Source organism: Tepidanaerobacter syntrophicus (assembly GCF_001485475.2).
Lineage (GTDB): Bacteria > Bacillota > Thermosediminibacteria > Thermosediminibacterales > Tepidanaerobacteraceae > Tepidanaerobacter > Tepidanaerobacter syntrophicus.
This window is the reverse complement of sequence record NZ_DF976995.1, coordinates 46,859-71,041: the sequence shown is the minus strand read 5'-3', so window position 1 is coordinate 71,041 and position 24,183 is coordinate 46,859. Positions and strand designations below refer to the sequence as shown.

Here is a 24,183-nt window from a genome sequence, read left to right as displayed (position 1 = left end):
ACATCATTAATATGAAGTGTAAAAGCTGATAATTATTTAACGTAAGGTAAAACAAACCACGTCCTCTTTGCGCAAATTTTTCTTCTTGCGTTGTGACGTGGCTACACTGCCATTTGTTAGAAAGACGCCATTGTCTTTCTGCATCTCTGCGTTTTATGCTAAGTTTCTTCTATTATACAACAATGCATTTAATTTTTCAATATATTACTGATTTTTAGCATCTTACTTTTTTTAAGTCAGCACTGGAGCACACAGAGGGACGGTTCTTTTGTGTTGTTCGAACAACACAAAAGAACTGTCCCTCTGTGTGCTCCTGCCTTGTGCTGCTTACTGTTTACAGTTCCGACCAATTAGCAGGATAGGTCACATAGAAGAATTCAGCATATTCCGGTGCAGAAAATTCTATTGTGCTTCCCATTGGGATAAAAATGCAATCCCCCTTGGAGCCGGCTAGCTTTTTACCATTAACTATTATCTCTAACGTTCCTTCAATTACATAGTCCATTTCATCGTAATTTAATGTCCATTGAAAGCGCGAGTGACACATCTTCATGTATCCCGCTGCAAGTCTTGGACTTTCTTTAGTGTCAAACAAGTCTTTAATGTACACTTCATCATTCGGTTTTCCTGTGTCGAATTTGTCAAATTCACCCAATCTGTCTTTATGTACCACTGTAATCCCGCTAATGTCTGTTTCCTTGAAATTAAAGCAGCCTAACTGTAATTCACTTGCCACTTTCCTTACAATTTCCTCTATAAGTTCTTTATTCAACTCCATAAATACAAGTCTCCCTTCGCAAATTAATTTTTATATTTTCTCGTTCTACAAAGTTTAATAAAAGTTTAATAACGGTGATAAGTTTAACATGATCTAAAATCACAAGAGACCACCTTTTTGCATATAAAAATGCAAGAATAGGTGGCCTCTTTGCCATATTAGGACAGCTTCGTCCTTTGCTAACTATTTTTTTCAGTCTATCACAGTTGAAATTAAAAGTCAATTTAATCTTTACATAATTGTACTTATTCTATGATAATACTGTTATTGTATAGATTTCTATGTAAGCGTATTTTTACTCTTGAGAAATCAAGAAACAGCCTGCTGCCCAAGATAATTTATAAATGTATAGGAGCTCGAAAATAAGTTACTCACCACATGAAGTGTCTTTTAGAATTTCAAGAAGCTCAAGAGGCTTTTCTATCAACACATCAGCACCGTTTTCCAAAAGTTCATCAGCTTCCCTAAAGCCCCAAAGAGCTCCAACTGCATACATGCCGGCAGATTTTGCGGTTTTCATATCAACTCCGCTGTCGCCTACATATACGAATTTTTCAGGAGCAATATTTAAAAGTTTTGCTATTTCAAGGGCTGCAGTTGGATCAGGCTTTCTTGGTATTCCTTCTCTTTCTCCAAACACTGCATCAAATTTCCATCGTCCCAACAATTTTTCCACTATTTGTATAGTAAACTCATGGGGCTTATTGGAAAGAACTGCCAATTTATATCTTAAGGCTGTAAGTTTATCCAATAGTTCAGGAATGCCATCATAAGGTTGTGTGGTATCTGCCCACCTTTTACCGTATTCCTCCTGCATTAGCTGCTGACAGTATTTTATAAAAGACTCTTCTCTTTTTTCCGGTGGAAGAGCTTTCTGGGCTAAGTTGTACATCCCCTTACCTACAAGATATTTATATTCTTCAATTTCATGGACAGGCAGTCCTTGGCTTTTCAGCACATTATTCATGGAATTTGCCAAGTCTTCCAAAGTATAAAGTAGAGTACCATCTAAATCAAAAATAATTGCTTTATATTTCATGTACCGCACCCTCTTGTTTAGTTCTATTTTACAACATAATTTTAGTATATAGTAACATAATACAGCAATTAGCCTGCGCTCACAAGGTATAATGAAAAATCGGCCTAAGGCAGATATTTGCTTTCCTTAGACCGGTTTTTAGTTTTCTTCATAAAATTTGATTAAATTCAATCTTTTCTCCGTTTACTCCTTCAATAGCAAAAAACTTAACCCCGTTTTCAAAAAACGGAAGATAATTGATTTCTTTGTCGAGCATTTTAAAACCTATAGATTTGCAGTATTCAAAGGATAATTGTATGTTGTCTGAATTTAGAGCGATATGGTCTATTGCTCCTGTTTTTTCTGTGGCATTTTCGCTGCTATACAGCTCTATAAGGAGGCTGTTTAACTCCATAAACACTGCGATATCAGATTTAAAGCATACTTTAAAGCCGAGTTTTTTATAAAAGCCGACCGAGGAGTCAATTGACTTTGTGGGTATTCCTATATGCTGAAGGCCTGTGATATGACTGAAAATCATTTTTTCATCCATTTTTACTGATTTGAAACCATTTTCTTGTATTCTTCTACAATCTTTACGCCACTGCTAGTACCGATTCTATTGGCTCCAGCCTCTATAAAGGCCAATACCGACTGTATATCTCTTATTCCTCCGGCTGCCTTAATCTTGATTTCGTCTTTAACGCAGGCTTTCATCAACTTAACGTCTTCAAGAGTAGCGCCGCCGGTGCCAAAGCCTGTAGAAGTCTTTATAAATGTCGGCTTTACTTTTAAAGCAACTTCACAAAGTTTTTTCTTTTCATCATCAGTCAGATAGCAGTTTTCAAAGATTACCTTTGAAACTATTTTTTTCTCATTGCAGGCTTCTACGATTCTTTGCATTTCTTCTTCGACATACTTCCAATTGTCGTTTTTTATCTCTAAAATGTTGACTACATAATCAACTTCGCCTGCGCCTTTTTCGATAGCATCTATAGTTTCAAAGACCTTCGTTTCGATAGTAGACTGTCCCAGGGGAAATCCAACGGCAGCATCGCACAAAACGCCGCTTCCTTCTAATGTCTTTTTGCAAAACGGAATTGCCGCATTGTTTATAGCAACTGTTTTGAAGCTGTATTTCATAGCATCTTGGCAAAGCTGAAACAAATCCTTGTTTGAAATATTAGGTTTTAGCAATGTATGATCGATCATGCTTGCCAATTCATTTACTGTTAAGTTCATATTAATGTCCCTTTCTATATTTTGCTTAATTCCTCATATATATCCAATAAAGCATAATAGCTTTTATCGAATACTTTTTTAACTTTTTCATATTCGCCATGGTTTGCCATATTAGGCATTATTTCTTCTTTTATCCTGATGAATTTATTAACTTCACTAAAATCTTCTAATAGGCCGCTTCCAACACCGGCCGCAACTGCCGCGCCTATGGATGTAGCTTCTTCAAGATAATTAAGTTTACGCACTTTTACGCCATATATATCTGCCAGTAAGTGCAGTATAACATCGCTTTGGGCCAGTCCTCCAATAACATTGATATCACAAATATTTGACTTTGCTTGGAAGATTCCTTGCAAAATAGTTTAAGTATTTTTCATAATAACATCTTCTATTACCTCTGCCACGTTTTCACATGCATCACAGCATTTTTCAAGATAATGATATGTATTATCCCATCCTACTATTTCTTTGCAACTTACATCGCTGAGGTACAGAGCTCTTATCGCTTTAGTATAGAGGGCGTCTCCTTCTTCTTCCAGTTCATTTATTCTTACGATTAGCTCATGCAGTTTCTTAGATTTTCTAAAATTCGGAAACTCTTCAAAAGCAGATCTTAGTAAATCGCAGCACTTTATGATAATCTGTGTCATGTCTTGAGCATATTCTGTAATTTCTTGGATATTATACATATAAAGTCTCAACAACACATCTTCTATAGTATCTGTAACTGTATCAATATAGTCTGCAAGTGTTACAATATCTTCCCTTTCAATTGGGGTTATGAATTCCTTTAATAAGTTCTGCATCATTTCATGTCTTGCGCCATCTGCCGTATGTTCTATGGCATGCATCTCCTTAATTTTATTGTCCAGTTCTTTTGTATTATAGTCCGTCACAATTTTATGTAGTAATTCAGCAGCTTGGCACGAGTAGTCAACAAGCTTTTGAAAGGTCTCATAATAATAATTATCTTTTCTCATACTATTGCCTTCCTTATCTTTTATTTTAGAAAATATTTATGAATATCAAGGCTAGTATATAGCTAATAAGACCGCATCCCGGAAAAGTTAGTACCCAGGCGCGCACCATTTCTTTGACAACTCCCCAGTTAACCGACGACATTCTTTCTTCGGCTCCTACGCCTATTATGGCAGTAGTTTTTGTATGTGTTGTACTTACGGGAAGTCCAAATACGGAAGCTACTAAAAGGCAAAACACTCCTGCAAGATCTGCGGAAAATCCTTGATATAGTTCGAATTTTACCATTTCCATTCCTACGGACTTGATTATACGCATGCCTCCGATAGATGTGCCTAAAGCCATTACAATGGAACACAGGGCTATAAGCCATATAGGAATAACAAATTCGGTAGTATAAGCCTGGCCGCGCGCAAGAAATACACCTAGCATGAATACACTCATAAATTTTTGGCCATCTTGAGCGCCATGCATAAATGCCATACCGGCAGCACTTACAATTTGAGCATATCTAAACAAATTATAAGTTTTCCTGCGGTCAACTCTTCTAAAAATAACTTCTATTAATTTGACAGTTACCCACCCGGAAAAAAAACCCAAAAACATCGAAAGAGCTAAACCGTATATAACTTTGACCCATTCATGAGGATTGATACCGCTTATTCCTCCTTGTAAAGCTATTGCTGCACCGCTGATTCCTGCTATCAATGCATGGCTTTCACTAGTCGGTATACCAAACCAGGATGCTGTTGTAGCCCATATAACAATTGCAAACAGGGCCGCACACAAAGCGATTAAAGCTTCATGAGCATCTCCTCTAAAATCTACCATATTGTATATCGTTTCAGCAACTTTTGCATTTACCATTGTCATAAATAATGCCCCAAAAAAATTAAAAATTGCAGCCATGATAATAGCAGACTGAGGTTTCATGGATCTGGTTGATATGCAAGTAGCTATAGCATTCGGAGCATCTGTCCATCCATTAACTAAGATGGTTCCCAACGTTAACAACACAGTAATGGCTAATGGAAAATTCGAGGTTAGCTCTGATAAAAATTCTCCTAAAGTAATAGTCATAGTCACACGTCTTTCTGTAAAGTATTGTTTTAATTTATTACAGCCAATTTAAATTAATGCTTATTACTACTTATTCCTTCAAGTTTTAAAAGCTTTTTCTTTATCTCCAATCCACCTCCAAAACCGGTAAGTGACCCATCTTTGCCAATAACCCGGTGGCAGGGAACAACTATCGACACAGGATTTGCGCCAATAGCGCCTCCTACTGCTCTAGTTGCTTTAGGACGGCCTATTTCCGCTGCTACTTGAGAATAGGTCTTAGTTGTTCCGTAAGGTATATTAAGCAAAGCCTCCCATACCGAAATTTGAAAATCTGTACCTTTAAGATCCAGTGGAATATCGAAAACGCGCCGCTGGCCTTTAAAATATTCTTCAATTTGGGCTTTGTAAGGTTCTATTTTTCTCTGGTTATAAATTAATGTGCTTTTGGAAAAATATTTTGTGGTCCATTCTTCTAATATTTTAAACTGCTTATTAGGCCACAATATATAGCACAGACCTTTTTCGCTGACTGCTAAATGCATCTTAACATCATCCCAAAGGAAAAATCCCCAGTATACGACCGGTTCTATTCTAAATTCCTCCCTCTGTAAAATCTAATTCCCTTAAATCAGTTTTACAATATGATAGACTTTTTTACCTTTTCGAAGCAATAAAGTTTTATCTGAATCGAAATCTTTCATGGTAATTTTTAAACCTATATCATCAACCCTGCTCTCTCCTATATAAATACCTCCCTGCTGAATCAACCTTCTCCCTTCGCTTTTTGACGAAACAAGGCCGGTAAGTAGTAAAAGCTCTGTTATATCCATGCCTTCTGCAAATTTTTGAGAATCTATTTCTGTATAAGGAACTGCTGATGTATCGGTCCCGTCTTTAAAAAGAGCCCTAGCCGCTTCTTGTGCTTTTTCTGCTTCTTCTTTCCCATGGATCATGCTCGTTATCTCAAAAGCCAAAACTTCCTTTGCTTTATTTATTTCTGCGCCCTCTAAGGAGCTTAGGCGCTTAATTTCTTCCATTGGGAGGAATGTCAAAAGTTTAAGGCATTTCTCCACATCCCTATCATCTACATTTCGCCAATACTGGTAGAAATCATAAGGCGAAACCTTTTCAGGGTCAAGCCATAGGGCGCCTGCCTGAGTTTTGCCCATTTTTATGCCTTCGCTTGTTGTAAGAAGTGTAAAGGTCATCCCATAAGCAGAACCACCCTCCACCCTACGAATAAGATCTGCTCCGCTGATAATATTAGACCACTGATCATTTCCGCCCATTTGCAGCTTGCACCCATAATTTCTATATAAATAGAGAAAATCATAGGACTGCATAACCATATAATTAAATTCCAAAAACGTCAGTCCGCTCTCCAGTCTCTGCTTGTAACACTCAGCTGCAAGCATTCTGTTCACCGAAAAGTGGCTGCCGATTTCCCGTAAAAAATCTATATATTTAAGCTCAAGCAGCCAATCTGCATTGTTCAGCATATAAGCCTTGTTATCAGAAAAATCCAAAAGTCTTTTAAACTGCTCTTTAAATCTGCTTGCATTATAATCTATTTGCTCTCTTGTAAGCATTTTCCTCATATCGGTTCTCCCTGATGGATCTCCCACCATAGCAGTGCCCCCTCCCAGCAAAGCTATAGGGGTATGTCCGGCCCTTTGCATATGAGCCATTGCCATCATCGGGAGCAGGTGACCTACATGTAAGCTGTCGGCAGTAGGATCAAAACCTACATAAAAAACTACTTTCTCACGCTCCAAAAGTTCGCGAATTTCTTCTTCATGTGTCGCTTGCTCAATAAATCCTCTCTCTTTTAAAATATCGTATGCATTTTCCATGTTGCAATTTTCCTCCTAATTTTGTCTAATTAAAAAGCTTCCAAGTCTTTTAAGGACGAGGAAGCTCGCGGTACCACCTTAATTCGCATTCAGCCGTAACTGTAAATGCCTCATTATCTGCAGCGTAGCTAAAAAAACTCCTGAGTGTAATTTGCTTGTTTTGGCACGCACCCTTCCACCGTCCGGATTGCTCTCTTGAAACTGTGACCTAAAACTGCTACTTTGCTCATTCATCGCTAAAATATTAATTTGTATCATCATATTAACACACTTGTCTATGTATTTGCAAGCACCGGATTTCACAATAACTTTAAATTTGGTATCCGTGCTGCTGGCTTTTACACAGGCCGTAATAGAAGCCTTTCTTTTCTATTAGCTGCTCATGAGTGCCCCTTTCCACTATTCTTCCCTCATTAATTACAACTATTTCATCAGCATCGCGAATAGTGCTGAGTCTATGAGCGATTACAAAACTCGTGCGTCCTTCCATAAGAATTTTCATAGCTTTTTGAATTTTGATTTCAGTTCTTGTATCTACGTTACTTGTGGCTTCATCTAATATTAAAATTGTGGGATTAGCAAGAGCGGCCCGCGCAATAGCTAACATTTGTCTTTGTCCTTGGCTTAGATTTCCACCATCCCTTGATAAGAGAGTATTATATCCTTGAGGTAAATGAGATATAAAGGAATGTGCGCCTGCAATCTGGGCAGCCTTTATTACTTCTTCATCTGTGGCATCTAAGCGGCCATAACGAATATTTTCCATTACTGTATCTGAAAATAAATGCGTATCTTGTAATACCATGCTGGAAGCCTTTCGGATATTGTCCTTTTTTACTTGCCTAATGTTGTAGTTGTCTACGCAAATTTTTCCAGAATCCGGATCATAAAATCTCATCAGCAAGTTAACCACAGTAGTTTTGCCTGCTCCGGTAGGGCCAACAAGTGCAACAGTTTGTCCCGGCAGAGCTTGTATTGTTATATTTTTTAGGACAGGTTTATCTTTTTCATATCCAAATGTTATATCATCGAAAACTACATTTCCTTCCCAGTTTTCAGGGGCGTATATTTCTAGGGGATCGTCTGTCTCTGATGATTCATCCATTATTTCAAAAACTCGTTCTGCGCCGGCCACAGCAGATTGTATCATATTAAATTGATCTGCTATCTCGTTTAGGGGGCGATTAAGCTGTTTTGAGTAGTTTAAAAGACTTGCGATATTCCCAACACTTACTATACCCCTTAAAGCCAGCCAGCCGCCGACGCCTGCCACTGTTGCAAAACTTAAGTTTCCCATGGTATTCATTAAAGGCGGAACTATTCCTGACAAAATTTGGGCTCGTACAGCGGCTGATCTGTAGCGTTTATTAATTTCTCTAAAGCTTTCAATCACATTTTGTTCACGGCCAAAGGCCTTTATAACCTTTTGGCCGGTTACTGTCTCTTCGATGTAACCATTTAAGTCACCTAAGGCTTCCTGCTGCAATTCAAATTGTTGATGGGTAAAAGCGGCTATTTTTCTTGTTAGTAAAAATCCAACAGGTGCAATTATCAAATTTAGAAATGTAAGAAGCGGGCTTATCCAAAACATCATAAAAAGAGAGCCTGCAACCATAAGTATGCTTGAGAATATCTGAATAATGCTTTGGTTTAAAATTTGGTTTATATTATCTATATCATTAGTAGACCTGCTCATTATTTCGCCGCGGGATCTGGTGTCAAAAAAGCGTATAGGAAGTGTCTGTATTTTAGCAAATAGATCTCTTCTTAAATCCCTTACAGTGTTTTGGGCAACTGACGCCATTATATATGTTTGCACGGCAGTTGTCAGGGTCCCTAATAAATATGCACCAATTAGCAAAAACACTGTGACTTTAAGACTTGCAAAATCCACTTTTTCTTTTCCTAAGTTCATTGCATCAATGCCTCGACCTAAAAGATACGGCGATGCAAGGTTTAACGCCGAGCTTGCAAGCACCATCAAAAAAACTGTAATTAGCCCTAGTTTTTGGCGGCCAAGGTAGGACCATAGCCTTTGTAATGTTTTTCTAGAATCTTTAATTGTAGAATCGCCAGTTGACGTGTACCGCCGATGGCGGCGTCCGGGGCTGCCGAAACCGCCTTGTCGCACCATTTATATCGCCCCCTCGGCTGTACCCTCTATAAGCTTGTCCATTTGAGAATGATAAATTTCTTGATAAATGGCGCATGACTCTATTAACTCAGAATGCGTCCCTCTTCCAATAATCTGGCCCTCTTCCATGACTAATATGTCATCAGCTGATATGGCCGAACTTATCCTGGAGGTTATGATAAAACATGTTTTGTCTTTCATCCATTCTTTTAAAGCTTTTTGTATTCGAGTCTCTGTTGTAACATCGACGGCGCTTGTGCTGTCGTCCAGTATAAGGATGGCAGGTTTTCTAAGCAGGGCTCGAGCAATTGTAAGACGCTGTTTTTGGCCACCGGACAGATTTACTCCTCTTTGTCCTAAAACGGTATTGTAATTTTCGGGAAAACTCATTATAAAATCATGGGCCTGGGCAGCTTTTGCTGCCGCTATTACTTCTTCTTCCGTAGCATCTTCTTTTCCCCATTTAATATTCTCTATTATTGTTCCTGAAAAAAGCAGGGGGTTTTGAGGAACGATGCCTATAGCGCTGCGCAATACTTTAAGATTTCTCTCTCTAACATCTATATCATCTACCAATACGCTGCCGCTTGTAACATCGTAAAAGCGTGGAATAAGATTTACAAGAGTTGTTTTGCCTGAGCCGGTAGTGCCAATTATTGCAATCGTTTGGCCGGGAAGAGCTGTAAAATTTATATCTTTAAGAACCGGCTCTTGTTTTTCGCTGTATGAAAAATAAACATCTTTAAATTCAACTTTTCCTTTTTCTACAGGGGAATCGCAGGAACCGCTTACAATTTCTGGAGTTGTAGAAAGTATTTCTATGACACGGTCTGCCGATACTTTCGCTCTTGAGAAGAAAATCAGCATAAAGCCCACTCTAAGCAGCGAAAAAAGTATTTGTGTCAGGTAGTTTATAAAAGCTATAACTTCCCCTGTCTGCATTGTTCCAATATTTACATTCATTCCGCCAAACCACAAAGCAGCCGCAATACACATATTCATCACGAGAAACATCAGCGGCATTGTAAGGCCAACCATCCTAGATGCCATTATATTTAGTCTTGTCAAATTATCATTTGCTTTATTAAATTTTTGCTTTTCATATTCTCCCCTTACAAAGGCTTTGACAACTCTGATTCCGGCTAGATTTTCCTGCAAAATCGTATTTACCTTGTCAAGGGCTTGCTGTACTTTAGTAAAAAACGGCATAGCTTTTTTTATCAGCAGGTACCCTAGAATCAGCAATATCGGCAGGCAAACTATAAGTATTAGAGCAAGTCTTGCATTTATTCTAACTGCCATAATAAAACTGCCTACCAGCAGCAGTGGAGTTCTCACCATCATTCGCATCATTACAAGAACTGCAGTCTGAAGCTGAACCACATCGTTTGTAAGTCTGGTTATAAGTGAACCTGTAGTAAATTCGTCAATATTTTTAAACGAAAAATTCTCCACTCTTCGATATAGATCTTCTCTCAAATCCGCTCCAAAGCTTTGAGATACTATGCCTGCAAAAAAAGAACAACCTATGCCGCCGGCTATGCCAATAATCGCTATTAACACCATATGTAAACCGGTTTTAATGACAAAATCCAAATTTCCTGTTTTTATGCCTTCGTCCACTATTTGAGACATAAGGTTTGGCTGCATTAAATCACATGCAACCTCAACAAACATCGCAAACGGTCCTAGAATCGCTAATTTCCAGTAAGGCTTTATATACACTAGAAGTTTTTTCATTTTTAAGCACCTTCGAATCTAGCCAATACCTGATTATATCTATTTATTGCCCTGATCTTTTTGAGATTGTTTTTCTTCAAGTTGTCTCTTCAAGTTGTCTATAATTTCTTCGTAATCCCTTATTAATCTATCCTGTTTCTTTATCTTCTGACCCATTTTAAAGCTTCTTACAAGGCCTACTACCATTATAATAAGCGCTCCCAGCATTGCGGAACCTATTATAACCAAAGCCTGAGATGTGGCAAATTCTCCAAGAAGCGGAAACCGAATAACTACCTGGGCAGAATTCCAGAGAGCAAAAATTGCTACAAGAAACGCAAAAATTAAACCGCTTATCAAGTAAAACTGCAATTTATTCGCCTCCTATAAGATTTTATTTGCTTATTGCAAACATAAGTTCTCCACAAGCTGCTATTTCACCATCTACTGTTGCTTTTGCTGAACCTTTTCCAACGGAACCTTTTATTTTTGTAAGTTCCACCTCTAATCTTAACTGATCGCCAGGCTTTACTTGGCGTTTGAATCTCATTTTGTCGATTCCTGCAAAAAGCGCTACTTTCCCCTTGTTTTCCTCAAGGCTTAAAATGGCACATGCTCCTACCTGAGCAAGGGCTTCCACAATGAGAACTCCCGGCATTACAGCTTTTTGCGGAAAATGGCCTTGAAAAAATTCTTCATTTGCCGATACATTTTTAATTCCCACAGCTCTTTTTCCTGCTTCTAACTCTAATATCCCGTCTATCAGCAAGAATGGATATCTGTGGGGTATAATCTTTTTTACTTCATCAATATCCAGCATCTCTATCATCCTTTCAAACAAATTACACAATACTATCAAGGACGAACCCTAAAGTTCGTCCTTTTGTTTAAAAATGTTATATCAATTATTCGTATTTTGAAAGCTGAGCATATAATTGTTCTGCAAGACCTATTCCTCCGCTTTTAGCGATTTCTTCGCTTAAAGCGCTATCGTGCATAGATTGGACAATATCAAAAGCTATTCCCTTCTTGAACATGCCCCCATCAGGCACTGTATCTCGCATTGATTTTAGCAGGTAGTTTAAAAATATAGACTCAAACTGTTGGCAAACTTCTTTAAGGTCCTCATCATCACTTTTTTTATCTTTTAACTTATCAATGTTTGAAACAAAGGATTCAGCTTCAGGATTCAGTGTGTTAATCGGTAATATGTCCACTTTGTACTACTCCTCTATCTCTTTAGATTATTTGCTTGGCTGAGCATCTCGTCAGATGCTTGAACAGCTTTTGTATTTACTTCATAGGCTCTCTGGGCAATGATGAGATTTACCATTTCTTCTACTACTTGAACATTCGACATTTCTAAAAAGCCTTGAGCAAGGGTACCATAACCTGCATCTGTCGGATCTTCTTTAGGTATATAATCACCTGAAGCCGCTGTTGCCTCATAAAGATTATCTCCAATAGCCAGAAGGCCTTCAGGGTTTAAGAATTTTACAATGCCTATCTGGCCCAGCTCTTCTATTGTCCCATCTTCGTTTTGGCCTGTTATAAGACCATCTGACGAGATAGTAACGTCAGTGTATTCTTCCGGAATTGTTATGTAGTCCTCATCAGGGCCTAAAACATAATAGCCTTCTGATGTTACCAGATTTCGATCAGTGCCGTCTAATGAAAGCTTAAAGGAGCCATCTCTAGTAAAAGCCAACTTCTCATCAGGCTTTTCCACCATAAAAAACCCTTGACCTTCTATCGCCACATCAAAGGTATTGCCTGTAGGTTGAATATTGCCTTCACTAAAGTCCCTTCCCGTCGCCGACGGTTTTACTCCAAGGCCTACCTGAAGTCCCACCGGCGTCCCTAAACCTTGCTGGTATACATCCGGCTGTTTTAATGTCTCATACATTAAGTCTTTAAACTCGGCACGGCTTTTTTTAAATCCGGCGGTATTTACATTAGCCAGATTATTTGATGTAACATCCATATTGAGCTGTTGTGCCTGCATTCCAGAACTTGCGCTCCAAAGTGCGCGCATCATAGGCTGTCCCTCCTTAATAAATCTCACTGCTTCAGTCGGTCGGCAGTGGAGGGCCTCTGAATATTCAGTCCGGCCCTAAAAGATAAAGATTATATTGCAGCTATATCATTTACTGCCTTTCCTAAAAGTTCATCATGTGTAGTTATTACCTTTTGACTGGCTTCATAGGCCCTTGAAGTAGTAATTAAGTCAACCATCTCTGAAATAGTATTAACATTTGAGCTTTCCAGGGCTCCTTGAATTACTTCAGCAACAGATGCTATGTCTTGAGCGTTTGCCATATACAAATTGTCTCCCTGTTTTTCAAGGTTTCCCTTATCTTCAAAATCTACTATTTGAAGTCTGTCTACTATCTCACCATCTGCAAATATTTCTCCCTGGCGGTTTATGATAATATCGCTTTCGCCATTTAGCTCAATGAGCCCGTTTTGGCCTAAAACATAATAGCCTTCTTTTGTTATAAGAAAATTGTTCGTATCTGTAGTAAAGCTGCCGTCTCTGGTATATCTTATACCTTCAGGAGTCTGGACACTAAAGAACCCTTCACCGCTTAATGCTATATCCAGCGGATTTGATGTAGTTTTTATGGGACCTTGAGAAAAATCTGTGCTTACTTCGTCTGTTATAGCGCCTGTGCCCATAGAACCGATAAAAGGTCTTGGGTCAACCAACCTATTTATGCCGGATCTTATCGGATCGTTTATCCGATGAATATCCATTTCTGGAAACGCCTTAAAAACCGCCCTGTCTTTCTTAAAACCTGTAGTGCTTGCATTGGCAAGATTGTTTGATATAACATCTGTTTTATTCATTTCAGAAATCATTCCTGAAGCCCCTGTATAAAGACCTCGTATCAAAAAACCACCTCCCCTCATTTCAAATTATATTATTTAAAGCTATTTTGTGTAAATCGCGTGTGGTCCCAGCATATCGAGATTTTCAAGAGCTTTTCCTGCCCCTATAGCAACAGCTGAAATGGCATTTTCTGCAATTATGACGGGAATGCCTGTGCGAGTAGAAATTATCTTGTCCATTCCTTTTAACAGTGAGCCGCCACCTGTCATTACAATTCCTCTTTCGCTTATATCAGACGCAAGTTCAGGCGGTGTCTTTTCTAAAACACCATATATCGCATTTACGATCTGTTCTACAGGCTCTTGGAGCGCTTCGCATGTTTGTCCCGCATTAATTGTAATATTTTGCGGAAGACCACTTATTAAGCTGCGTCCTCTTACCTCCATAGAAACAGCTCTATCTTCTTCGCTTTCAGGGAAAACATTGGCTATATTTATCTTTACTTCTTCAGCAGTGCGTTCGCCTATCATAAGGTTAAATTCTTTTTTTACAAATCTTACAATTGAATCGTCAAACTTATCTCCTGCTACTCTAAGAGACTCACCGCAGACAATGCCACCTAATGACATGACAGCTATATCAGTGGTTCCTCCGCCAATATCAACTACCATACTTCCAAAAGGTTTTGAAATATCTATGCCTGCACCTATGGCAGCAGCTATCGGCTCCTCTATCAGATATGTTTGCCTTGCCCCTGCCGCGGCGGCAGCTTCAATGACAGCTCTTTTTTCAACTGTCGTAACCACAGTTGGCACACATATCATTATTCGAGGTCTGAAAATCCTGCTTGCCCCTATTTTACTCATGAAATATTTGAGCATTATTTCTGTAGTAGAATAATCGGCAATAACCCCTTCCTTTAGCGGGCGGATAGCCACTATATTTCCCGGGGTGCGCCCAATCATCTTGCGAGCCGCTTCTCCAACAGCCAGCATCTTGCCGGTTGATTTATCCATAGCAACTACAGAAGGTTCCTGTAGGACAATTCCCTTGCCTTTAACATATACGAGAACTGAAGCAGTTCCTAAATCAATACCTATATCCATAAAAAATTCTTTACCTCCTATTTAATTTAGCGCATTTAAATTTTAATTCTACATTTTTTTCCAAAATCCTTTTTTATTTTAAATTTATAAGTGAAGTGCGCTTTCCTCCACTATAAAAGCAGTTTCTTCTTGGTCTATCCTGGCTTTTACACCCAGCGGCAGGGTATATTTATAAGGTCCGTGACCAAAGCAAACATTTTTTATTATCGGTTTTCCTAAAGGGACAAGTATATCGAGGAAAACCTCATCGAGGGTCAGACTGTTTTCAGGTTCTTTCGGATTACAATTTGTAAACTGGCCTAGAACAATTCCTGAAGCTTCTTCCAATTTACCTGCAAGTCTTAGTTGAGTAAGCATTCTGTCTATGCTGTAAGGTTCCTCGTCAACGTCTTCAAGCAGTAGGAGTTTTTGTTTTGTATCAATCTCATAAGGAGTTCCTAGAGATGCTGCTATAAGTGACAAGTTGCCGCCAATAGTAGTGCCTTCTGCTGATCCGGCAACGAGCATCTCTTCTTTCGGACACATTGGCGGAGCTTTTATTTTCCCAAGAGGCTCTGGAGTTGTCAGCGCCCGCAGCATATCCCGAAATGCTTGCTCGAAAAATTCCTTTGACAAAAAATCAGATGTGAGCATGGGGCCGTGAAATGTAACTAAGCCGGATTTTTGTACAAATGGTATGTGCAGTGCTGTAATATCACTGTATCCGATAAATATTTTTGGGTTTTTTGAAATGCTTTCGTAGTCTATCCGGTCTAATATTCTAGGCGCTCCATAGCCGCCTTTCATGCAAAAAACCGCATCGATTTCAGGGTTTTGAAACATCAGATTTATGTCTTCGGCTCTTATTTCATCATGTCCTGCAAGATAGCCATATTTTTCATAGCATGATTTTCCACATTTTACTATATAGCCTTCATTTTCAAGAATAGCTTTTGCCTTATTTAAATTGCTTTCTTCGGAAAAACCACTTGGGGCCACAACCCCGATGGTGTCGCCCTTTTTCAGGGCCTTTGGTTTTACCACATTTACGCCTGCTTTCATATATTATTGTTCGCTTTCTGTTATGGTAGCTCCTAAACTTCTAAGTTTTCCAACAATATCTACATAACCGCGGTAAATATGATGAGTATTCATAACCTGTGTCAAACCTTCCGCGGCAAGGCCTGCTAAAATCAAAGCAGCCCCTGCTCTAAGATCAGTAGCCTTAACCGGCGCTCCTGAAAGCTTTTCAACTCCCTCGATTATTGCACTTCTTCCTTCGATTTTTATCTTTGCACCCATGCGTTTTAGCTCTTCTACATGCATAAATCGATTTTCAAAAACCGTTTCGGTAACCATGCTTGTTCCGTCTGCAATGCTAAGATAAGCCATCATCTGAGCCTGCATGTCTGTTGGGAATCCGGGATACGGCAGAGTCTTGATATCCGAAGGGCGAGGCCTGCCATCACCGATTACTCTAAGACCCTCAGGCTCTTCTGCAACTTTTGCACCGCATTCTATAAGTTTTGCTATTACAGGTTTTAAGTGCTCAGGAACAACGTTTTCTAAAAGTATATTGCCTCCCGTTATCGCTCCTGCTACAAGAAAGGTGCCTGTTTCAATTCTGTCGGGAATCACTGTATATGAAATTCCTGCAAGTTCTTTTACGCCTTCGATTTTTATTATATCAGTGCCTGCGCCGCGAATCTTTGCTCCCATACTATTTAGAAAATTTGCCAAATCAATTATTTCAGGTTCTTTAGCTGCATTTTCAATAGTTGTCTGGCCTTCGGCCAAAGACGCTGCCATCATTATATTCTCTGTAGCTCCTACACTGGGAAAGTCTAGATAAATCGGAGCTCCTATAAGCTTATCGCATTTAGCCTCAACAAATCCATGTCCTAGTTCAATATCAGCACCTAAGGCGGCAAATCCTTTTAAATGCAGGTCTATTGGTCTAGAACCTATTGCACATCCTCCCGGCATAGAAATACGCGCTCTTCCTTTTCTGGCAAGAGTAGGCCCCATCACCAGAAAAGAAGCCCTCATTTTTCTTACCAAGTCATAGGGAGCCTCAAACGAGCTTACTGTTTTAGCACTTATTTTTATACAGTCTCCCTGGCGGCAGACATCGGCTCCCATAGCCCTTAATACTTCTCGCATTACTTTTACATCCTCAAGTTCGGGAGCGTCTTCAATTGCACATTCGGCCTCAGTAAGTAAAGCCGCTGCCATTACAGGTAAAACCGCATTTTTCGCACTACTTATTCTTACCGTTCCTTTAAGAGGTTTTCCCCCTTCAACAACAATACTTGACAATGGTTTTCCCTCCGATAGTTTATTTAACTGTCAAAGTTGGTTAAATTACACCCTTTTAAGTTTACATTAAATACATTCCTGTTACAAGAGCATAAAAATGATTTAAATATATTTTTTCCAATTAAAGTAGGCATACAGGCATTCTTTATACATTCTAAGTCTGTATGGAAACCCATAAATAAAGCCGTATTTTTCTTCCTTAGTATAATGAGTTACATTATTTAATATAGGCTCTACAACCGAAACATTATTCATCTTTGCTATATTGCTTAGAAAAACTTCTACTCCAAATCTTGCCCAGGCAAGGGAAGGCAGGCTTTTTACAAAAAAATTGGCAAGTCCTCGCTGGCCATTTAAAATTGAAAAATACTTTTGTGCAAGATTGACGTTTTTCTTGCTTTTACTGACAAGCATCCCGATTGTCATACCAACTCTTGAATCTTCTTCAAGCGGAAAAAGCAGCTGATCTAAATGGTGATGGTCAAGGTTTATCAAATCTGCATCAATAAAAAGCCACAAAGGAGAATCTTTAATGTAATCTATTCCGGTTTGAAGAGCTGCGCCCTTCCCTAAGTTTCTATCATGTCTTATTATTTTTTCTACATCGTAATTTTTTGCAGCTTCATAAGTTGCATCTTTCGAACCGTCATCAACTACAACGATGCGTTTCTCTCGCGGATAACTGCATACCACGTTAAGAACCGCTCCTATTCTGGGTGCTTCATTATATGCAGGAATAATAATTGCAACAGACTTCATTTAGTAAGTCAATCCCTTCACTTCCGAATTATCCTATACAATTATCCTGTAATATGATAATTCTCTTTATTTTTTGGAAATCCTCTTTTCAGGTTTAATATATGTTAAAACCCTTACACACATAAGCAGTGGTAAGGGTTTTTGATTTACATAACCATCTCTTTGATTTTCATGAGTCTTGTTATTGTTGAGCGTTCATTTTCATCAAGTTTCATGGTTATATATTTTATGGTTTCTTCCATGGAAGGTATCATAACATATTCTAGAGCATTGACTCTGCGCCTTGTCTTTTCGATTTCGTCAGCCATCAATTGGCAGGTTTTTTCTATTTCTGAAAGCTTTAGCATCTTCGGAAGCATACCGGCAAGTATGCTTATGGCACTGTCTAGCTCTGCAGACGTGTTCGCAAGGCCGTAGGAATAAATATTTCCGCCTTCTTCTTGATGAATATTTATCTTTGGAACGTTTACACTCATGATGTTCTGTTTGCCTATTTCGATACTTACTCGCGCTGTTGGAATCATAAGACTTTCTTCCAAAACTTCTTGAGGCATCTGGCTTCGCGCCATTATAAAACTCTTTAAAGCTATTTCCAGATCATGCTCAACTTCTTCTCTTAATCGCTTATTTTCTTTAATTAAATCAATAAACCGCTTTATGAGCTCGTCTTGTTTGTCTTTAAGGAGCTTATGTCCGCGCCTTGCCACAACTATCTGCCTTTTTAGGCGAGTAAGTTCCATACGAGTTGGGTTTACTCGAGTATTCATTGTTGATCTTCTCCCTTGTCAGGCAGATATTTTTCGATATACTCATCTCTTACCCTCTTTAGTTCCGCTTTAGGCAGGATTGTCAACAGCTCCCATCCAAGATTGAGGGTTTCTTCGATACTTCTGTCCTCATTTTCTCCCTGAGAAACATAGCGTTTTTCAAACTCATCGGCAAACTTTGCAAAAAGTTTATCCGCATCACTAAGAGCCGCTTCTCCCAAAATTACCGCAAGTTCCTTAGCTTCTTTACCGCGAGCATATGCAGCAAAAAGCTGGTTCATGGTATCTGCGTGGTCTTCTCTGGTTTTGCCTTTACCGATTCCTTTATCTTTAAGTCTTGACAAGGAAGGCAAAACATCAATCGGAGGGGTTATTCCTTTTGTAAACAGTTCTCGGCTCAAGATTATCTGGCCTTCGGTTATATAACCGGTTAGGTCAGGTATAGGGTGAGTCTTGTCATCTTCTGGCATTGTTAAAATCGGTATTTGGGTAATTGAACCTTTCTTTCCCTTTAATCGTCCGGCTCTTTCATATATTGATGAAAGGTCAGTGTATAAGTAGCCGGGATAGCCTCTGCGTCCGGGAACCTCTTTTCGTGCCGCAGAGACCTCTCGAAGGGCCTCACAATAATTAGTCATATCGGTTAGTATAACCAAAACATGCATGTCTTTTTCGAAGGCAAGAAACTCTGCGCATGTAAGCGCCATACGAGGAGTAGATATACGTTCGATTGCCGGATCGTTTGCAAGATTTATAAAAAGTACAGATCTATCTATGGCGCCTGTTTTTCTAAAGTCAGATATGAAGTAATTTGCTTCTTCAAAGGTAATGCCCATTGCTGCAAATACAACAGCGAATTTGCTTTCTGCACCAAGCACCTTAGCCTGTCTTGCTATCTGAGCTGCAAGCTGGGCATGGGGCAGACCTGAACCTGAAAATATCGGCAGTTTCTGGCCTCTGACAAGGGTATTTAATCCGTCAATTGCCGAGATACCGGTCTGGATGAACTCTGAGGGGTAGTCTCTAGCAGCCGGATTTATAGGGCTGCCGTCAATATCAAGCCGTTTTTCCGCGATAATCTTCGGACCGTTATCTTTTGGCCTTCCCGATCCGTCAAATACTCTTCCTAGCATATCGGCTGAGACGCCAAGCTGAATGCTTTTGCCTAAAAATCTAATTTTGCAGTCATTTATATTCAGTCCTGTTGAGCCTTCGAAAAGCTGAACCAGTGCTTTATCTCCATCAATTTCGAGTACCTGGCCTCGTCGTATTTCGCCTGATGCTGTTTCTATTTCAACAAGCTCATTGTATTTTACGCCTTCCACATTTTCAACCATCATCAAGGGGCCTGCAATCTCTCTAGCTGTCCTGTATTCTTTAATCATTCAGCTTTTCCCCCTTCCATCAAGGCCGCAAGCTGTGCTTTTAGCTCCGCTTCAATCTCATCGAATATTTTTTCGTCTTTCTCATCTGCGTATTTCATTCTACCTATTCTTTCACGCACCGGCAGATTTTCTATTTCTGAAAATACAACTCCTGCATCCAGGGCTTTCTTCGATTCTTCATAAAATGTCAAAATAAGTTTTAGCATTTTATACTGCTTAGCAAGAGAAGTATAAGTATCAATTTCATGAAAGGCATTCTGATGCAGAAAATCTTCTCTAATCGATCTGGCCACTTCCAATATAAGTCGGTCTTTTATGGAAAGCGCATCGATACCTACCAACCTTACAATTTCCTGCAAGTTTGCCTCTTCCTGTAAAAGTCTCATGGCTTCTGCCCTTAATTCCTTCCAATCACTGGCTACATTTTGATTCATATATTCTTCAACTGTATCGGAATACAGGGAATAACTTGTAAGCCAATTTATGGCAGGGAAATGTCTTGCATATGCAAGGGATGCATCTAGTGCCCAGAACACTTTTACAACTCGAAGAGTGGCCTGAGTTACCGGTTCTGAAAGATCGCCGCCGGGAGGTGAAACTGCTCCAACTGCAGTTAGCGCCCCTTCCCTTTCATCACTGCCAAGGGTAATAACCCTTCCTGCCCTTTCATAAAACTCAGCTATTCTTCTTGCAAGATATGCAGGATAGCCTTCGTCGCCAGGCATTTCTTCCAATCGTCCCGACATTTCTCTTAAGGCTTCTGCCCAGCGGGATGTAGAGTCGGCCATTAATGCTACACTGTAGCCCATATCCCGAAAATATTCTGCTATTGTTATGCCTGTATATATGGATGCTTCTCGAGCTGCCACAGGCATATTAGATGTATTTGCTATAAGGACGGTCCTTTTCATTAGCGGTTCACCGGTTTTAGGATCGCGCAGTTCAGGGAATTCCATTAGCACATCGGTCATCTCGTTGCCGCGCTCGCCGCAGCCAATATATACGACAATCTCAGCATCTGCCCACTTTGCCAGCTGGTGCTGCACAACGGTCTTTCCGCTACCGAAAGGTCCCGGGATACATGCAGAACCACCTTTTGCTACAGGGAAAAAGGTGTCAATAACTCGCTGTCCTGTAGCCATCGGCTCTTTTGGAGGAAGTTTTTCTTTATATGGCCGTATCATTCGAACAGGCCATTTTTGCATCATAGTAACATCGACTATATCGCCTTTTTCGGTTTTTATTTTTGCAATCACGTCTGTAACTGTAAATTCGCCTTCATATATTTCAACAATTTCGCCGGCAATACCGGGAGGCACCATTACTTTATGTTCCACGATAACAGTTTCTTGAACTGTTCCCAGGAAATCTCCTCCCATAACCTTTTGTCCTTTTTTTGCAATAGGCGTAAATGCCCATTTCCTTTTTCTGTCTAATGCGGGAATATCAATACCTCTTGTTATATAGCTTCCAACTGATGATTCTATAACATCAAGTGGACGCTGAATGCCGTCGAATATTCCTTCCAGTAGTCCGGGTCCCAATTCAACGCTAAGGGGGAGCCCTGTAGAAACCACCGGGTCCCCGGGGCCCAAGCCGGAGGTTTCTTCATAGACTTGAATAGAAATTCTCTCTCCATGAACCTCTATAACCTCGCCAACCAGGCCTTGCTCTCCAACTTTGACCACGTCGAACATCTTGGCTTCAGGCAGCCCTGTAGCCACTACGAGGGGACCGGAAACTTTAACTATCTTGCCACCTGTCATTCCTCTCCCTCTTTTCCAAAAATGATATCTACTCCAATGGCTTTTTCCACGGATTTCTTGACTTCTCCCATACCTATCCCTAAACTCCCTTGGTTACTTGGAATCAAGGTAATTGCCGGGAGCATCTGATTTCTAAATTGATCTATTTTCTCCGGGATTTCTTTAGCTATTTGCTCTGTTACAAAAATTACAGCATAATTATCTTTTGCAAGCCTCGTCATTGTAAAGCTTGCTTCTTTGCCGTCCAGCACGGGGAATATATCAACACCCAGAGATTTGAAAGCAAGAACTGTGTCTTTATCTCCTACCACAGCCATTTTATATGTAGACATCTCTTAATCGCTCCCTTATCATATCCGAGGATATGCCATTAATCTTTCCAACTAGGATAATTCTTAGAAGCTTTAGCTCATTGTCTCTTGCTGCCATATATCCTACTACTGTTTCCGGGCCAAAAGGTGTATACAAGCCTTTTCTCGCAAGAGCCATTAAGTAATTATCGGCCATTTTTTCAAGCACTAGAGGACTGCCTGTAGACTCCCAGGCCGTAAGACCTTCTTCAACTATCTCATAATAAGGCGTTGAACTAAAGGCCTCTATTATGCTCTGAGTGCTGCCTGTAAAAATCTCCTTAAAAAAATCGCTCTTTAAACTGCCGCCAACGACCAACGCGCTTTCTAACGTTCGTATGTCTGAATCTGCTTTTTTAAGCCTCAACATTGTTTTTATATTTGTAATATCGGAAAGTGCGGCTAAGTATACTTTTAAAAAAGGAATTTTTGATTGCTCTGTAATTTTTTCCATCTCTTTAAATAAGGCTTGGTCTAAAAACAGATCGATTTTTTGCGGGTCTTTTGTCGCATCGTAAATTTCTAAGGCTTTGTCATATGCCTCTTTGAAATTATCCGGTACAGCTGCGCTGTTTTCGCCCTGGGCATATTTTTGCATTTCTTCAGGCGAAACTTCACCTAGATGTGAAAAGTACTCCTTGACTTCTGTGCCCAGGATATTGCCCTTTAAAATCACTTTAAGATTGTGATAATCATTTTTAAGGTTAAAAAATCTTATCAGCTCATGATTCTTGAAGGATTCTTTGAGCGTATCAATGGTCCTTAACATACTGTGCTCTAAAACCTTTTCAAAATCATATATATTTTCCATTTCAGCAATATCGCTGCCATACTCTGTATCACTCAGCGCTTTTAGGGCATCATCTATACCGGGAGCATCAAGAAGCCTGTCGATGGCGCTTTTTCCGAGGAGCTTAGTTTCTAAAAACTTTATTCTAGCCGAAACGTATAAGAAATCTGTATCTTTAGCCATTTAATCACTCCTCGAAAAGTATTTTGGCTATTTCTGTTTCCAATTCTTCCCTTTCCATTTTTATAAGGGAATCAAATGTGCTGTTGATTTCTACATCTTCAGACTTTAAGATAAAACCGCCTATCATATCTTCTGAAGTTTTGGAAATTCTCAAATTTCCCTGCTTGCACATATCTTTAAGTTTTTCATTAATTTCTTTGATAAATTCCGGTGTTATCCTCTGTCTGTCACTTTCGGATATTATAACTTCTTCATTTCCTGTAATTGTGCTTTTTATAAGCATATCGGCTATAAGATTTCGATACTGTTCATCCGGCAGAGCTTTTAATTTTTTCTTCGCCTTTTCAAAAACCTCATCAATAATTTCCTGTTTTGCTTTAAGCAGGCCTTTTCTATTTTCTAGTTCAGCCATGGAAATTATTCTGCGTTTTTTCTCTTCTGCCGCTTTTTTTGCCTTTTCTAATATGCTGCCAAGTATTTGATCGACTTGGCTTTTATACCTTGCCTCTATTTCTTTTGCTTGCGTTTTCGCCTCATTAATAATTTTTTCTTTTTCTTGTTTTGCTTCTTCTAATATAGTCTCTTTTATTCTTGCAATACCCTCCACGGCAAGACACTCCCTTATATACTAATGCCAAAGAGCATTAGTATGGTTGCAAGTAGCGAAAGCACGGCGTACGTCTCAACCATAGCGGCAAAAGTTATTCCTTTGGCTACTTCTTCAGGTCGTTTAGATATTATACCGATTGCAGCTGCGGCTACACGTCCCTGGTATATGGCAGACATGAGGCCAACTATGGCAATCGGCATACAGGATGCGAATATCAGCCATCCTTGAAATGGTGTAATATCTAACAATGTCCCGGATAGCAAACCAATCTTTTGGATTGTTAAGAATCCCGCAAGAAAGCCATAGATTCCCTGTGTTCCGGGAAGGGCTTGAAGTATAAGTGATTGCCCGAATTTACTTGGGTCTTCTGTAATAAGTCCTGAGGCACTCTCACCTACAAGGCCCACTCCTCTTGCAGAACCAATTCCAGGCAGGGCTACAGCCAAAGCTGCTCCTATAAGTGCTATTACTTGTCCAAAAGTTAACGACATTTACAATTCCTCCTCAAAATTTATTATAAATCATAATACAAATTAGTATTTAATAAGTTAG

Annotated in this window: 27 protein-coding genes; all 27 read right to left on the bottom strand. The window is 39.5% G+C overall.

The features are described from left to right. Positions 1-334: 334 nt before the first annotated feature. The 27 genes from TSYNT_RS00370 to TSYNT_RS00240 all read right to left on the bottom strand — a co-directional run bounded on the left by TSYNT_RS00370 (position 335) and on the right by TSYNT_RS00240 (position 24,122). Positions 335-778, bottom strand: a complete 444-nt coding sequence (locus TSYNT_RS00370; RefSeq protein WP_059031156.1) for a cupin domain-containing protein — start codon at positions 776-778, stop codon at positions 335-337. Positions 779-1,145: 367 nt separating this feature from the next. Beyond that, complete coding sequence (locus tag TSYNT_RS00365; protein ID WP_059031153.1) at positions 1,146-1,817, bottom strand: HAD family hydrolase; 672 nt, start codon at positions 1,815-1,817, stop codon at positions 1,146-1,148. Between the two features lie 148 nt (positions 1,818-1,965). Continuing rightward, positions 1,966-2,337 carry a VOC family protein gene (locus tag TSYNT_RS00360; RefSeq protein ID WP_059031277.1) on the bottom strand — a complete coding sequence of 124 codons (372 nt, stop codon included), beginning with the start codon at positions 2,335-2,337 and terminating at the stop codon, positions 1,966-1,968. 14 nt (positions 2,338-2,351) lie between these two features. Further along, positions 2,352-3,038: a deoxyribose-phosphate aldolase gene (gene deoC, locus TSYNT_RS00355; protein ID WP_059031151.1), complete on the bottom strand. Its 687-nt coding sequence runs from the start codon at positions 3,036-3,038 to the stop codon at positions 2,352-2,354. 14 nt (positions 3,039-3,052) lie between these two features. Next, on the bottom strand, positions 3,053-3,394 hold the full coding sequence (locus tag TSYNT_RS00350; RefSeq protein WP_059031149.1) for an FGGY-family carbohydrate kinase: 342 nt from the start codon (positions 3,392-3,394) through the stop codon (positions 3,053-3,055). A gap of 6 nt (positions 3,395-3,400) precedes the next feature. After that, positions 3,401-4,018, bottom strand: a complete 618-nt coding sequence (locus tag TSYNT_RS00345; RefSeq protein WP_059031147.1) for a DUF47 domain-containing protein — start codon at positions 4,016-4,018, stop codon at positions 3,401-3,403. A gap of 25 nt (positions 4,019-4,043) precedes the next feature. Next, a complete protein-coding gene (locus TSYNT_RS00340; RefSeq protein WP_059031145.1) occupies positions 4,044-5,096 on the bottom strand; it encodes an inorganic phosphate transporter in 1,053 nt (350 codons plus the stop codon). Positions 5,097-5,149: 53 nt separating this feature from the next. Further along, positions 5,150-5,668 (bottom strand): methylated-DNA--[protein]-cysteine S-methyltransferase, encoded by a 519-nt coding sequence (locus TSYNT_RS00335; RefSeq protein WP_272947394.1) that lies wholly within the window; start codon positions 5,666-5,668, stop codon positions 5,150-5,152. Positions 5,669-5,701: 33 nt separating this feature from the next. Further along, a complete protein-coding gene (gene tyrS, locus TSYNT_RS00330) occupies positions 5,702-6,931 on the bottom strand; it encodes a tyrosine--tRNA ligase (protein WP_059031141.1) in 1,230 nt (409 codons plus the stop codon). A gap of 310 nt (positions 6,932-7,241) precedes the next feature. Then, positions 7,242-9,065: an ABC transporter ATP-binding protein gene (locus TSYNT_RS00325; protein WP_083497574.1), complete on the bottom strand. Its 1,824-nt coding sequence runs from the start codon at positions 9,063-9,065 to the stop codon at positions 7,242-7,244. Further along, positions 9,066-10,805 carry an ABC transporter ATP-binding protein gene (locus TSYNT_RS00320; RefSeq protein WP_059031139.1) on the bottom strand — a complete coding sequence of 580 codons (1,740 nt, stop codon included), beginning with the start codon at positions 10,803-10,805 and terminating at the stop codon, positions 9,066-9,068. It lies immediately after the preceding gene. Positions 10,806-10,844: 39 nt separating this feature from the next. Next, positions 10,845-11,156, bottom strand: coding sequence for a LapA family protein (locus TSYNT_RS00315; protein WP_059031138.1), 312 nt, complete (start codon positions 11,154-11,156; stop codon positions 10,845-10,847). Between the two features lie 22 nt (positions 11,157-11,178). Further along, positions 11,179-11,604 (bottom strand): 3-hydroxyacyl-ACP dehydratase FabZ, encoded by a 426-nt coding sequence (gene fabZ / locus TSYNT_RS00310; protein WP_059031135.1) that lies wholly within the window; start codon positions 11,602-11,604, stop codon positions 11,179-11,181. A gap of 85 nt (positions 11,605-11,689) precedes the next feature. Continuing rightward, a complete protein-coding gene (locus TSYNT_RS00305) occupies positions 11,690-12,001 on the bottom strand; it encodes a rod-binding protein (RefSeq protein WP_238142601.1) in 312 nt (103 codons plus the stop codon). A gap of 14 nt (positions 12,002-12,015) precedes the next feature. Further along, positions 12,016-12,822 (bottom strand): flagellar basal-body rod protein FlgG, encoded by an 807-nt coding sequence (gene flgG, locus TSYNT_RS00300; RefSeq protein WP_059031133.1) that lies wholly within the window; start codon positions 12,820-12,822, stop codon positions 12,016-12,018. A gap of 89 nt (positions 12,823-12,911) precedes the next feature. Next, the gene (gene flgF / locus TSYNT_RS00295; RefSeq protein WP_059031132.1) at positions 12,912-13,679 is read right to left on the bottom strand and encodes a flagellar basal-body rod protein FlgF; all 768 of its coding nucleotides are present in this window, start codon (positions 13,677-13,679) and stop codon (positions 12,912-12,914) included. Between the two features lie 39 nt (positions 13,680-13,718). Continuing rightward, positions 13,719-14,723 (bottom strand): rod shape-determining protein MreB, encoded by a 1,005-nt coding sequence (mreB, locus tag TSYNT_RS00290; RefSeq protein ID WP_059031129.1) that lies wholly within the window; start codon positions 14,721-14,723, stop codon positions 13,719-13,721. Between the two features lie 84 nt (positions 14,724-14,807). After that, a complete protein-coding gene (locus TSYNT_RS00285) occupies positions 14,808-15,746 on the bottom strand; it encodes a S66 peptidase family protein (protein ID WP_059031274.1) in 939 nt (312 codons plus the stop codon). A gap of 21 nt (positions 15,747-15,767) precedes the next feature. Beyond that, positions 15,768-17,021, bottom strand: coding sequence for a UDP-N-acetylglucosamine 1-carboxyvinyltransferase (gene murA, locus TSYNT_RS00280; protein WP_059031128.1), 1,254 nt, complete (start codon positions 17,019-17,021; stop codon positions 15,768-15,770). Between the two features lie 102 nt (positions 17,022-17,123). Next, the gene (locus TSYNT_RS00275; protein ID WP_059031126.1) at positions 17,124-17,780 is read right to left on the bottom strand and encodes a glycosyltransferase family 2 protein; all 657 of its coding nucleotides are present in this window, start codon (positions 17,778-17,780) and stop codon (positions 17,124-17,126) included. Between the two features lie 146 nt (positions 17,781-17,926). Further along, entirely contained in the window at positions 17,927-18,547 is a 621-nt protein-coding gene (locus TSYNT_RS00270) for a V-type ATP synthase subunit D (protein ID WP_059031123.1), read from the bottom strand. Further along, complete coding sequence (locus tag TSYNT_RS00265; RefSeq protein WP_059031121.1) at positions 18,544-19,932, bottom strand: V-type ATP synthase subunit B; 1,389 nt, start codon at positions 19,930-19,932, stop codon at positions 18,544-18,546. Before TSYNT_RS00265 ends, TSYNT_RS00270 begins: the two co-directional genes overlap by 4 nt. Further along, entirely contained in the window at positions 19,929-21,698 is a 1,770-nt protein-coding gene (locus TSYNT_RS00260; RefSeq protein WP_059031119.1) for an ATP synthase subunit A, read from the bottom strand. Before TSYNT_RS00260 ends, TSYNT_RS00265 begins: the two co-directional genes overlap by 4 nt. Continuing rightward, positions 21,695-22,030: a V-type ATP synthase subunit F gene (locus TSYNT_RS00255; protein ID WP_059031118.1), complete on the bottom strand. Its 336-nt coding sequence runs from the start codon at positions 22,028-22,030 to the stop codon at positions 21,695-21,697. The genes TSYNT_RS00260 and TSYNT_RS00255 overlap by 4 nt, the downstream gene beginning before the upstream one ends. After that, a complete protein-coding gene (locus TSYNT_RS00250) occupies positions 22,017-23,021 on the bottom strand; it encodes a V-type ATP synthase subunit C (protein WP_059031115.1) in 1,005 nt (334 codons plus the stop codon). The genes TSYNT_RS00255 and TSYNT_RS00250 overlap by 14 nt, the downstream gene beginning before the upstream one ends. A 4-nt stretch (positions 23,022-23,025) precedes the next feature. After that, complete coding sequence (locus TSYNT_RS00245; protein WP_059031113.1) at positions 23,026-23,628, bottom strand: V-type ATP synthase subunit E; 603 nt, start codon at positions 23,626-23,628, stop codon at positions 23,026-23,028. Positions 23,629-23,642: 14 nt separating this feature from the next. Continuing rightward, on the bottom strand, positions 23,643-24,122 hold the full coding sequence (locus tag TSYNT_RS00240) for a V-type ATP synthase subunit K (RefSeq protein ID WP_059031111.1): 480 nt from the start codon (positions 24,120-24,122) through the stop codon (positions 23,643-23,645). Positions 24,123-24,183 lie beyond the last annotated feature (61 nt).